Origin of the sequence: Streptomyces sp. NPDC050703 (assembly GCF_040654435.1) — a bacterium.
GTDB lineage: Bacteria > Actinomycetota > Actinomycetes > Streptomycetales > Streptomycetaceae > Streptomyces.
This window is the reverse complement of record NZ_JBFAHX010000081.1, coordinates 1-11472: the sequence shown is the minus strand read 5'-3', so window position 1 is coordinate 11472 and position 11472 is coordinate 1. Positions and strand designations below refer to the sequence as shown.

The 11472-nt window shown below is 72.9% G+C and carries 15 protein-coding genes; 8 read left to right on the top strand and 7 right to left on the bottom strand.

Features of this window, described 5'->3' with window-relative positions; all coding sequences use genetic code 11:
• Nucleotides 1-158: 158 nt before the first annotated feature.
• Complete coding sequence (locus tag AB0I16_RS35395; protein WP_363253793.1) at nucleotides 159-1181, bottom strand: RICIN domain-containing protein; 1023 nt, start codon at nucleotides 1179-1181, stop codon at nucleotides 159-161.
• 210 nt (nucleotides 1182-1391) lie between these two features.
• Here AB0I16_RS35395 and AB0I16_RS35390 point away from each other — a divergent pair, with 210 nt between their 5' ends.
• From AB0I16_RS35390 to AB0I16_RS35370, 5 genes are all read left to right on the top strand, one after another.
• A complete protein-coding gene (locus tag AB0I16_RS35390; RefSeq protein ID WP_363253792.1) occupies nucleotides 1392-1838 on the top strand; it encodes a hypothetical protein in 447 nt (148 codons plus the stop codon).
• A gap of 67 nt (nucleotides 1839-1905) precedes the next feature.
• On the top strand, nucleotides 1906-2364 hold the full coding sequence (locus AB0I16_RS35385) for a hypothetical protein (RefSeq protein WP_363253791.1): 459 nt from the start codon (nucleotides 1906-1908) through the stop codon (nucleotides 2362-2364).
• A 128-nt stretch (nucleotides 2365-2492) separates the two neighbouring features.
• Complete coding sequence (locus AB0I16_RS35380) at nucleotides 2493-2843, top strand: peptidoglycan-binding domain-containing protein (protein ID WP_363253790.1); 351 nt, start codon at nucleotides 2493-2495, stop codon at nucleotides 2841-2843.
• A 328-nt stretch (nucleotides 2844-3171) separates the two neighbouring features.
• Nucleotides 3172-4281: a S1 family peptidase gene (locus AB0I16_RS35375; RefSeq protein ID WP_363253794.1), complete on the top strand. Its 1110-nt coding sequence runs from the start codon at nucleotides 3172-3174 to the stop codon at nucleotides 4279-4281.
• 146 nt (nucleotides 4282-4427) lie between these two features.
• Nucleotides 4428-5207 carry an NAD(P)-binding domain-containing protein gene (locus AB0I16_RS35370; protein WP_363253789.1) on the top strand — a complete coding sequence of 260 codons (780 nt, stop codon included), beginning with the start codon at nucleotides 4428-4430 and terminating at the stop codon, nucleotides 5205-5207.
• An 18-nt stretch (nucleotides 5208-5225) separates the two neighbouring features.
• On the opposite strand, the gene AB0I16_RS35365 is transcribed toward AB0I16_RS35370, so the two are convergent.
• The 5 genes from AB0I16_RS35365 to AB0I16_RS35345 form a co-directional block, all read right to left on the bottom strand.
• Nucleotides 5226-5570 carry a DUF3140 domain-containing protein gene (locus AB0I16_RS35365; RefSeq protein WP_363253788.1) on the bottom strand — a complete coding sequence of 115 codons (345 nt, stop codon included), beginning with the start codon at nucleotides 5568-5570 and terminating at the stop codon, nucleotides 5226-5228.
• A complete protein-coding gene (locus tag AB0I16_RS35360) occupies nucleotides 5567-5794 on the bottom strand; it encodes a DUF2945 domain-containing protein (protein WP_363253787.1) in 228 nt (75 codons plus the stop codon). The genes AB0I16_RS35365 and AB0I16_RS35360 overlap by 4 nt, the downstream gene beginning before the upstream one ends.
• 47 nt (nucleotides 5795-5841) lie before the next feature.
• Nucleotides 5842-6021: a DUF6480 family protein gene (locus AB0I16_RS35355; protein ID WP_363253786.1), complete on the bottom strand. Its 180-nt coding sequence runs from the start codon at nucleotides 6019-6021 to the stop codon at nucleotides 5842-5844.
• Between the two features lie 49 nt (nucleotides 6022-6070).
• Nucleotides 6071-6679: an MSMEG_1061 family FMN-dependent PPOX-type flavoprotein gene (locus AB0I16_RS35350; RefSeq protein WP_363253785.1), complete on the bottom strand. Its 609-nt coding sequence runs from the start codon at nucleotides 6677-6679 to the stop codon at nucleotides 6071-6073.
• A 136-nt stretch (nucleotides 6680-6815) separates the two neighbouring features.
• A complete protein-coding gene (locus tag AB0I16_RS35345) occupies nucleotides 6816-7796 on the bottom strand; it encodes an ADP-ribosylation family protein (RefSeq protein WP_363253784.1) in 981 nt (326 codons plus the stop codon).
• Between the two features lie 188 nt (nucleotides 7797-7984).
• Between AB0I16_RS35345 and AB0I16_RS35340 the strand changes: the two genes are divergently transcribed.
• The 3 genes from AB0I16_RS35340 to AB0I16_RS35330 all read left to right on the top strand — a co-directional run bounded on the left by AB0I16_RS35340 (nucleotide 7985) and on the right by AB0I16_RS35330 (nucleotide 11105).
• The gene (locus tag AB0I16_RS35340; protein WP_363253783.1) at nucleotides 7985-9184 is read left to right on the top strand and encodes an AAA family ATPase; all 1200 of its coding nucleotides are present in this window, start codon (nucleotides 7985-7987) and stop codon (nucleotides 9182-9184) included.
• 17 nt (nucleotides 9185-9201) lie between these two features.
• Nucleotides 9202-10821: a VWA domain-containing protein gene (locus tag AB0I16_RS35335; RefSeq protein WP_363253782.1), complete on the top strand. Its 1620-nt coding sequence runs from the start codon at nucleotides 9202-9204 to the stop codon at nucleotides 10819-10821.
• Between the two features lie 71 nt (nucleotides 10822-10892).
• On the top strand, nucleotides 10893-11105 hold the full coding sequence (locus tag AB0I16_RS35330; RefSeq protein ID WP_363253781.1) for a hypothetical protein: 213 nt from the start codon (nucleotides 10893-10895) through the stop codon (nucleotides 11103-11105).
• 7 nt (nucleotides 11106-11112) lie between these two features.
• On the opposite strand, the gene AB0I16_RS35325 is transcribed toward AB0I16_RS35330, so the two are convergent.
• Nucleotides 11113-11472: Rrf2 family transcriptional regulator (locus tag AB0I16_RS35325; protein WP_363253780.1), on the bottom strand; the 360-nt coding region annotated here is incomplete at its 5' end.

The following is an 11472-nucleotide window of genomic DNA, read 5'->3' as shown; positions in this document are numbered from 1 at the left end:
CCGGGCGGTGCTGAGCGCCCGGCCCCCGGCCCGCGACCGCTCGCTCCCGGGTGAAGCGCCCACTCACTCGCGGCCGACGCTCACCTTGCGGGACGCTCACTCCGAGGGGTGCTCACTCCGAGGGTCACTCCGGGGGGACGTTTCCTCCCGGCCGGCACTCACTCCGGGTCCACGAAGAACTCCTGCGAGACCGCCGACGTACACGCCTGGCGCGTCACCTCCACGCCGGCCGCCGTGCCCCCGCCCGCCATGCCGACGCACTGGCCCGTGGCCTCCTCGCGGATGCGGAAGCCGCCGGGGACCGGGGTCTCGACCGCTTCGACGAGGAAGACGGTGGCCGCGGCGCAGGCGTCCCACGGTTCGAGCATGCCGGGCACCGGGCCTCCGTCCATGACGGTCAGGCAGCCGACGCCGAATTCGGGGTGGTGCCACTGGATGCGGTAGCGGCCCGCGCCGACCTCTTCGAGGTAGGTGCGCGGCGGCGTGGCCTGGGCGCAGTCCCGCTGGACGGCGACGGCGCTCTGGTAGAGGCCCTTGCGGTCGCGGCCCTCGGTGACGCAGAGACCGGGCGCGCCCGCGGGCCGGATCTTCGCCCAGCCCAGGGCGGGGCCGGCGTACCGCTCCTGCGAGAAGACGGACCCGGGCTGCCGGTCGCAGCTCCACTGACGCAGCTGGGCGCCGTCGGCGGCGGAGGAGCCGGTGACTTCGAGGCAGAGCGCGGGCGCGGACCTGGGCTGTATCCAGACCCCGCCCTCGGTCTCGCCGAAGGAGAAACTGGCGCCCGGCTGACTGCCGCAGGCCTGCTGCCGCACGAGGGCACCGGTCGTGGCGCTCGAATTCTCGACGGTCATGCACTTGCCGCTGTAGGCGTTGACGAGCTGGTACGAAGCGCCGCCGAGGGGGGAGGTCCGCAGCGTCCACAGGGCGTTCTTGCGCCCGGCGCACCGACGTTGGGTGATCACCTCGCCCTCCGTCGCGGAACCGGCTTCCAGGCACATGCCGGTGTGCTTGGCGACGATGTTGATGTCCGACGAGGCCGCCCGCGCGGTACCGGCGGTTGAGCCCAGGTCCGTCAGGGCCAGCAGCAGGGCCGTGACGGCGAGGAGGGCGGCGTGGCCGCGTCCGCGCCGCGGGCGTCCTCCAGGACGACGCCAGCGCTGTCCATGACCAGGTCTTCGCATGATTCCCCCTCGGGAGTCGCCCGGTGTGCCCCGATGTGCCTGAGTCCTCGGCGCGGAGCGTCACACAGGGTGCTGACGCGCTTCTGACTCTTCAACTATCGTGCACCGAGGGCCAGTTCGTCAGGGACACGTCAGTCTTGACGGCCACCATCGGCCCCGTACCGCTGGGAACGGCCGAATCCTGTCGACCAGACGAGGGGTGTACTCACGATGAGCGGAAGAACCGGGCGGCGGCTGCGTGGCATGGCGGGACCGCTGGCAGCCTCCGCACTGCTGTGCGCGGCGCTCACGGTGCCGGCGTCCGCGGCGTCCGCCGCCTCCACCGAGACCGAGTGCTGGCTGCGGCCGGACGAGCCGCACGTGGACTGGACCGGAATGGGTTTCACCGGGGACCTGTGGTGCGAACTCACCCCCGGCTCCGTCCGCATCCAGTCGCGCTCCACCAGCCCGGTCATCGGCATCATGCGGTTCAGCCCGCACTGGTTCGTGTGCTGGAAGGAGGGCTCCGACTACCTGGGCAGCAACATCTGGTACTACACCCAGGGCGATCAGGTCGTGACGTCCCCCAAGGTCAAGGCGTGGGGCTACCTGCCCGCCGACATGGTCGAGGCGCCTCAGCACCCCTTCCCCGGGCTGGCCAAGTGCTCCTGGTCATGACCGGCGACCGTGCCTCCGCTCCCGCCCCCTTTCCGTACGGCACGTGCCGAACCGTCAGGAGTACGCCGTGAGACGCAGACCGCTCCGCCCGCTCCTCGCCGCCCGTGCCGCCGCTGTCGCCGTCTCCGTCGGCGCGCTGCTGGGCCCGGCCCTCGCGACCGCTCCCGCGCGCGCCGACGCGCGGTCCACCTGCGTGCTGCAGGACGGTGTCGTCCTGCGGGATACGATCGGCAACACGTTCACCAGGGCGCTCCACTGCGACAACCTCCCGGCGGACCTGTACGGCAGACCCACGTTCAGTGCGCCGATCACGGGGTGGCTGCTGCTGTCACCCTCCTGGTTCACCTGTTACAGCATCGGGCCGAAGGACACCAAGGGCAACGACGTCTGGTACTACACCCAGGGCGACCGGGTGGGTGACCTGCCCTACATCAAGGGCTGGGGGAACGTCCCGGCCGAGATGGTCCAGCTCCCCGCCGGCATGTCGCACCCGCCCGTCGGCCTGCCGCGCTGCCCCTGGTACTGACCGGCCCGGACGTCCCACCCCTGGCACCTGACACCTGTCACCCGCCGTCTGTCACCTGTCACCTGCCTGTGGTTCGCCACCTGCCACCTGTCACCTGTCACCTGTCAGTGAAGCGAGAAGGAGCTGCGATGAAGACCGGACGCACGATCCGTACGGCGGCCGCGACGGTGCTCGCCACCGCCGTCCTGACGGTGGGCGCCGCGGGCTCCGCCACGGCGGGCCCCGCGGCGGCGACGGGCGCCGAGTGGCGGCTGTGCATGTACCTGGGCTCGCACCCCACCCTGCAGATGGGCAGCTCGGGGGAGGCCGTGCGCCACCTCCAGTGCATCCTCAACGAGGTCTACCGCTACCAGAACGTCCCACAGAGCGGCATCTTCGAAGAGGTGACCAGAGCCTCCGTCGAACATCTGCAACTGCAGTTCTCCAAGCCCTCCACCGGCGTGGTGGACGCCGTGACGTGGAGCGTGCTGCACCCCTAGGGGGCGGGAGGAGGCGGGCAGGGGACAGGGGGCGGGGCGGGCGGACGGGCGACGCACGGTTTCCGGCCACATCGCACTGCCCCCACTCTTGGCATGGACCTGGCCACATCGGCTCGTTACGCTCCGACCCGAACCCTCTGAGAGCGCTCTCTGCGGCGCTCTCGGCGCTCGTCTCCTGTTCCACCCCCACCGAGCCGGAACGACAGAAGGGCCATCCGCCTTGAGACACCTGACGCACCCCCACCACCCCCACCACCCCCACCACCCCCGGTCCACCGCGGCTTCCGCCGGGCGCCGCAGGACCGCCCTCGGCGCGGGAGTCTGTGCCCTGTTCCTGGGCGCCGCCGCCACGCTCGGCCTCCCCTCGGCCTCCGCGGCCGACTCCTCGTCCGCCGAGGCCGCCGCACCGGCGTCGGAGGCCCTCCTGACGGCGATGCGGAAGGACCTCGGCCTGACGAAGAGCGAGGCCGTGCGGCGGCTCGCGGCCGAGAAGAAGGCGACCTCCGTCGAGGGCGAGGCGCGCGAGGCCGCCGGGTCCGCCTACGGCGGCTCCTGGTTCGACGCCTCCACGAACAGGCTGACCGTCGCCGTGACGGACAGGGCGAAGGCCGACGAGGTACGGACGGCGGGCGCCGACGTCAAGGTGGTCGCGCACTCCGCGCGGCAGCTCGACGGCGTGAAGAAGAAGATCGACGCGCTCAAGGCGCCCCGAGGCGTGAGCAGTTGGCACGTCGACCCGCGCGCGAGCAGCGTCGTCGTGAACGTCGTCGCGTCCCGCAAGGCTGACAACGATGTCCGCACATTCGTCGAGCGGGCCGGGAAGGCCGGACCCGTCACCGTCAGGGAAGTCGGCGAGGCGCCGCGCACCTTCGCCGCGGGCACGGTCGGCGGCGACCCGTACTACACCGGCAACGTCCGCTGCTCCATAGGCTTCTCCGTCCACGGCGGGTTCGTCTCCGCGGGGCACTGCGGCCAGACCGGCGCGCAGGTCCGCGGCTGGGACAACTCGACCATCGGCAACTTCCGGGGTTCGTCCTTCCCCGGCAACGACTACTCCTGGGTCAGCGTGGGCAACGGCTGGTGGACGGTGCCCGTCGTGCTCGGCTGGGGCACGGTCTCCGACCAGTTGGTGCGCGGCTCCGCCGACGCGCCCATCGGCGCCTCCGTCTGCCGCTCGGGCTCCACGACGCACTGGCACTGCGGCAGGGTCCTCGCCAGGAACGAGACCGTCAACTACAGCCAGGGCGCGGTCCACGAGATGACCAAGACCAGCGTCTGCGCCGAACCCGGCGACTCCGGCGGCTCCTTCATCAGCGGTGACCAGGCACAGGGTGTCACCTCGGGCGGCTGGGGCAACTGCTCCGGCGGCGGCGAGACCTGGCACCAGCCGGTCAACGAGATCCTCAACCGCTACGGCCTGACCCTGCACACGGCCTGACCACCCCCCTTTCGGGGCCCGCCACGGCGGAGGCACCGGGGTGCCTCCCTCCCCTTGCCGTGGCGGGCCCTTCCCGAGGCCGAAAGACGGCTCCGGCCGCCGTCCCGCGGGTAGGGTCCGAACCCACCAGCGATCAAGGAGGGCGAATGGAAGCGGAGCGGACACTCGGGATCATCGGGGTGGGGGAGATCGCGCACGCCATCGTGAGCGGCCTGTGCGACGGCACGGACGTACCGCCGTCGATCGTGCTGTCTCCCAGGGGCGCGGGGACGGCCGCCGAACTGGCGGAACGCCACGGGAACGTACGCGTGTGCGCGGACAACCAGGCCGTGGCCGACGCCGCCGACGTCCTCATCCTGGCCGTGCGGCCGCAGCAGCGCGCGGAGGCCCTCGCCCCGCTCACGGTGCGGCCCGGCACGGTCGTCATCAGCGCCATCGCGGGGACGAGCGTCGCCGAGGTCGGCGAGCTCCTCGGCCACGACGGACCGGTCGTCCGCGTCATCCCGCTGCCCGCCGTGAGCCGCAGGTCGTCGATCACCGTCACCTACCCCGCCCACCCGGTCGCCGAGGCCCTGTTCGACCGCCTCGGAGGGGCGCTCGTGGCACCCGCGGAGGGGGCCTTCGACGTGTTCTCCGCGCTGACGTCGACCTTCACCTCGTACTACGCCTACCTCGCCACGCTCGCCGACTGGGGCGCCCGGCAGGGCATCGACGGCGAGGCCGCGGACCGGTACGTGCGCGGCCTCTTCGAGAACGCCGCGCACGCGCTGACCGACGCGTCGAAGTCACTGCCCCGGATCGCGGCGGGCCACGAGACCCCGGGCGGCATCAACGAACGCATCCGCACCACGTGGTTCGAGCCCCACCGTGAGCCGCTGGAGCGCGCACTCGACGCCCTGCTCGCCGACCTCAAGCGAGGCTACTGACGGCCCGCTCGGCCCGCCTCACCGCTTCGTGGGGTCGTGGCCCCAGTTCATGAGGGAGTAGCGCCAGCGGGTGTCGGTGATGTCGCCGTCGGGGCGCTGCTTCAGATGGCGGTGGACGTAGCCGACCACCTTGCGCATATGGGCGAGATCGTCGTCGGTGAGGTCGGCCTTGTTGGTGTGCAGAAGCCGGACGATGCGCCGACCGGAGGCGTGGCCGACGCTCTCGCCACCGTCGCTCTGCCCGACGCTCTTCGACTCGTCGGTCTCCAGCCACTTCTCCAGGCGGCCCGCGGTCATGTTCACCGCCTCCTCGAAGCCGGCGACCGTCTCGTCCCGGTCGGCGCCCTGCCCGGCGGCGGTCAACGGCTGCCGCCCTTCTTGCGCAGGGCGCCGGGCTTGTGCACGGCGGAGCGGCCGGACTTGTCGCTCTCCACCTCGTACTGCGGCTCGTCCTTCGACGCGTCCACCGTGCGGCCCGCCGCCTCGGTGCGGTCGGTGATCTTCTTCTTCACCGTGCCGGGCACCTTCTGGCCGTGGCTGTTCCAGGTGACCTTGTCACCCTTGCTGAGGTCGTCCTTCTCGGGCATGGGGCCTCGCTCCGTTCTCGTCGGATCGCGTGCGGGGTGCCACCGGGTCACAGCGCCACGAGGCGGGCGATGAAGTAGGCGGCGACGATCGCGGCGCCCGCGACGATCACCCACACCCAGACGCCCGGGTGCTCCCAGAAGGAGCCGTCCGCGCGTTCCTCGTGGGCCTCGGCGATGGAGCCTTCGGCCGGCGGGGTCTCTTCGGGGGGTACGAGTGGATCACTCATGCTCCCAGGCTCCCGCCTGACGGCCGTCCGCGCATCCGCAGGGCCGTCCTCAGCCGCGCGGTACGTCCTGCGGCCACGTCTCCGGCTGCCACAGGCCGGCCCGCCGCAGTGACGCCGGGCAGTGGCGGAATATCTCGTCGATCTCCACCACGACGGCGAGCGTCGGGCGCCGGCCCCCGACGCTCATCGCGTCGAAGAACGGGGCGTCGGTGAGAATCCGTGCCCGGCCGTTGACGCGCAGCACGTCGGCGCCGCCGGGCACGAGGTGCAGCAGTCCCACACGGGGGTTGGCGAGGATGTTGCGGAGGCTGTCACCGCGCCGGTTGCCGGGGCGGTCGGGGAGCGCCACCGTGCGGGTGTCCAGGACGTGGACGAAGCCCATGGTGTCGCCCCGCGGGGAGGAGTCGCAGTTGCCCTCCGCGTCCGACGTGGACAGGACGCAGAAGGGGGAGCGGGCGAGTATGCCCAGGTCGTCCTCGGTGAGTTCATCGTGCACCTTGTCGATGACGATCGGGTGCGGTTCACCGAGCAGTTCGGTCAGCTCCTCGTCCGAGCCGAGCTCCCGCCAGCCCGCGGCGCGGGGCGCGGGGACGGAGCCCGCGGAGGGGGCCCGGCCGCCGGACGCGGGGGCGGTTGCGGGTATCACGGCGTCGGGCACAGGACGTCCTCGGAGTGGCTGATAACTGACGTTAGCCACACCTTACTGGAGCGGGTCGCCAGGTGAGAGGGGCCCCGCGCCGCGAGCGAACGCCGAGCTGACACAGCGGCGGCCCTACGAGCCATGACCCGGCCCTCTAAGCCACCTCGTCCTCAAGCACGTCTACGTGCGACAGGCCCCGGTGGCGCCGGTGGGACTCGGCGATGGCCGCGAGGGCGGGGCGGCCGAGGGCGCGGTAGGCCGGCGGGAGGAGGTCGGCGGCGGCCGCCTCGCGTGCGGGGTCGCCGCCCGACGCCCAGTGCAGGTCGCGGCCGAGGACCAGGGCCTCCGCCGGCTCCCCGGCCGCGAGGCGGCACCGGGCCTCCGCCAGCGCCGCTGCGAACTGAGCGGGGTCCTCGAACACGGCGTACATGTGCGTCGCGAATCCGTACTCGTCCACGGCGTGTTGGGGCGGGCGCCCCAACGCCGTCCCGCCGGTTACGAGGGCACCAGCTCCGTCCAGCGTCGTGACGCGGTCGCGGTGGTGGACCCCGCCGTCGTACGCCCGGGAGTAGGCGAGGCCCGTCTCCGGGCGTTCGCCCGTCCCGTGGGCGGTCAGCCGCTCCCTGAGCAGGCCGAGGCGGGCCCGCCGCGCCGCCACCTCGTCGCTCTGCTCGTCGTCGTCGAGGTCGCGCCAGTGGCGTTCGAGGATGGCACGCACCGCCTCCAGCGGGGTGGCCGCGCTCATGTCGATGCCGCCCCCGTCGTGGGTGCGGTAGGAGGCGACCCCGCGGCTGGTGCGGCCGTCGTCGAACCACAGACCGTGGTGGAGGCCGTCGGAGCCGCCGTGCAGGAAGGTGAGGAACTCGGGCGGATCGCGGTAGTAGCGGCCGTGCACGCGTACGTCGATGCCCGCGCGCGGCACCCGGGCGGGATCGGCGAACAGATCCATGACACCGGCCGGACTCACGTCCATCTCACCGAGCGCCCGGCTCTCGACGGGCCCGAGGGACTCCAGGAACGTCCGGAACCGGAAGAGCGCGTCGGGCAGCTCGAAGCCCCAGTCCCGCAGGACGCGCGCCGCGACGGCGTCCCGCGTGGTCGCGGTCTGCGGGCGCCCGGTGTTCTCGCCGTGCATCGATGGTCCCCTCGGCGCTGCGTGTGGCTTCTGCGAGGGCCGAGCGTACCGGCCGGGTGTACCGACTGTGTGGGTCGGGCGGGCCGGTCGGGCGGGCATGGCGGGAACGGGTGTGACGACACCACCGGCGGTCGGGGCGGAGGCCGACTGGGTAACCTCCCTGGGGCTACGGGTAGGGGGAGTTGCGCATGAGTGCGGAGGAAGCACGGGACACCGCCGAGAGGCTGCGGGCCATCTGCGGCGAGCTGGCGGAGCGGTTCTACGAGCGGGACGACGTGGTGCGCACCCTGGTGGTGACCTTGCTCGCCGGGCAGCACTCACTGGTGCTCGGCCCGCCGGGGACGGCGAAGTCCGAGCTGGCCAGGGAACTCACCGGGAGGATCGAAGGCGCGGCCTACTGGGAGATCCTGCTCTCCAAGTTCACCGCGCCGACCAGGATGTTCGGGCCCATCGACGTCGCCGCGCTGGCCCGCGGCGAGTACCGCCAGGTCTACGAGGGCCGCGCCACGACCGCGCACATCGCGTTCATCGACGAGATCTTCAAGTGCTCTACGGCCGCGCTGAACGAGACCCTCGGCTACCTCAACGAGCGCATCTACCACCCCGAGAACGGCGGCGCGCCCATCCACTGCCCCCTGATCGGGGCCATCACCGCGAGCAACGAACTGCCCGGCGGTGCCGAATCAGCCGCCATCTACGACCGGCTCCTCGTACGCGTCGAGGTCGGATACCTCGCCGACCCCGCCAACTTCGCCGCACTCGTCCGCTCCGCCGTCGGCCGCCGGGCCGCGCCGGCACGCACCACCATCACGCTGGACGCGCTGCGGCTCGCGGTGACCGACGCCGTGCCCGCCGTGGACGTGCCCGACGCGATCGTGGACGCGGTCTGCACCCTGCGGGCCGCCCTGCGCCGAAAGGAACTCATCGCGTCCGACCGCCGCTGGCGGCAGGCGGTGGGCCTGCTCCAGGCCTCCGCCCACCTCGACGGCCGTCCGGCGGTCGCCGAGACCGACCTGTCGGTCCTGACGCACGTGCTGTGGGACTCGCCCGCCGAACGCCCGACCGTCGAGCGCGAAGTCCTGCAACTGGTCAACCCCGACGCCAGGGAGGCCCTCGACCTCGCCGACACCATCGAGGAGCTGGAGACGCAGCTCGACGCCATGGCCGGGCAGTCCCGCGAGGCCCTCAGCGACTGGGTCATCAAGAACGCCCACAACAAACTGGCCAGGGCGGGGATCAGACTGGAGAAGCTGCGGGAGGAGGCGGTGGCGGCGGGCCGCTCCACCGCCGCCATCGACCGTGTCACCGGACGTCAGCGTGCCGTCAGGGCCCGCGTCCTCAGCGAGGCCCTCGGCCTCGACGCCGGCATGGTGCCGGCCCAGCCGTAGCGGGCCGGGGGAGGGCCATGGACATGACGCCCAGCAGACCGGACGAGCCGGCGAACCGGGGCGGGGCGTGGCTCGGCCCGTCCGCCGCGGCGTCGGGGCGGCACACCGCGGCCGTGCTCGCGGACCCGTTCGACCGGATCGCGTGGCGCGACACCTACGCGCGGTCGGCGGGGCTGCGGGACCTGGACGCGGAGCTGAGCCGGAGCCACGAGCACACCGACGACCTCCTGAGCGATGTGTTCCTGGCGGCCTACCGCGCCGCGCCCCGGCTGCGCGCACCCGTCGAGATGGCACCGTCGTGCCTGGTCAACCACCACATCCTCACCGCGCTCACGGAGTCGGCGGACTTCGCGGCGCTGCACAGGGAGACGGCCGGGGACCCCTACGCCGCCGCCATGGCCGTCCTCGCCCAGGCCGGGGAGCTGCGCCGGATGCTGGCGCACTGCCGGGGCGCCCGCACGCCGGCCAAGCGGGCGGAGGCGGCCCAGCAGGACGCCGACGGCGCGGTGGCCGCCGTGGGTGAGGCGCTGGAGCGGGCCGCCGAGGAGGCCGCCGGGGACGGCACGGTGCCCGCGCCCGCCGCAGCCGCCGTACAGCGGGCGACCGAGGCCGCCGAGACGGCACGGGCCGCCGCGCGGCAGGCGGCCCAGGACGCCGCACAGGCCCTCTCCGATGCGGCACCCGCACTGCGGGCCTCGGCCCGGCACGCCGTGGCGAGAGCCGCCGAGACCGTACGGGAGGAGGCCGCGCTGATGCGGGCGTGGGGCGTCGGCCCCGGCGAGCTCGAACGGCTGCCGTACGACGAGCGGGCCCGACTCGCCGAACGGCTGCGCACCGGGCGGCTCGCGCGGTGGGCGGAGCTGATCGGACGCTTCCGGCAGATGGCCGACGGCGAACGCGCCCGCAAGGTGGAGAACACCGTGGGCGAACTCGTCGGCGTCACCCTCGGTGACGACCTGTCCCGCGTCATCCCCTCCGAACTGGCCAACCTCGGCGTGCCCGGACTGCGCGCGGTCTTCGCCGCGCGCTACGCCGCGGGGGAGCTGATGCTCTATGACAGCCAGGGCGAGCGGACCACGGGACAGGGCGCCGTCATCGCCTGCGTGGACACCTCGCACTCCATGTACGAGGAGGGGCCGGGCGGAGTCACCAGGGAGGCGTGGGCCAAGGCGTGCGCGCTGGCCCTCCTCGACCAGGCGCGGCACGCCGGGCGGGACTTCGTCGGCATCCTGTTCTCGGCCGCCGACAAGATCCAGGTGTTCCGCTTCCCGGCCGACGAGCCGTACGGCATCACCCGGGTACTCGACTTCGCGGAGACCTTCCTCGGCGGCGGCACCAGCTACCAGACGCCCCTGACCGCGGCCAGGGAACTCCTGGCGGAGGAGTACGACGACACCTCCCGCGCGCGGGGCGACATCGTGATGCTCACCGACGACGAGTGCGACGTCACCGAGGAGTGGACGCGGGAGTGGAACGACGCGAAGCACCTCCTGGACTTCCGCGTCTTCGGCATAGCCATCGGCACCCCGCCCGCCGCGGAGGCCGGCTCGGTCCTTGACGCCCTCTGCGACAACCTCCGCGCGGTCGAGGACTTCACGGAGGTCCATGGGGCCGCGGACCTCTTCCGCCTGATCTGAGAGGCCGGCGCCCGACCCCGGCCACGGGCGGACGACGTGCGCGCCCCGCCCGTCCGCCGCACCCTGGGAACATGGCACCAGCACCGATAACCGTGCACCCGCCGTCCGGCTCCGGCGGCCGGCGGGTGACGGCGCGCGGGCACATCCTCGGCCTTGCGCACTCCGACGCGGACGTGATCGAGTTCCTGCGCCGTGCGGGTCTGGAGGACGCCGACGGGCTGCTCGACGACCCGGCTTGGGTGAGGTGGCGCGGCGGGCGCGCCCACCACTACGAGGCGGCGTAGCCGGCCGTCAGGGGTTCACCCAGGCGCTCGGCGCGTCCGTCAACGCCAGGACGTCCGCCGGGAGTTGCGCGGACGCGACGTCGGCGAGCGTCACGCCCTCCAGGATCTCCCGCACATTGGACCGCAGCGCGATCCACAGCGGCAGCAGGGACTCGGCGGGGCCCGTGTAGGACAGCTCGGGCGGCCGGACACCCCGCACCGAGACCAGCGGCCCGTCGACGGCCCGGATGACGTCGGCGACGCTGATGTCCCCCGCGGGCCTCGCGAGCCGATAGCCGCCGTTGCCGCCGCGCCGGCTGATCACGAGCCCGCCCCGGCGCATGTCGTTCAGGATGCCTTCGAGGAACTTGTGCGGGATGTCCTGGGC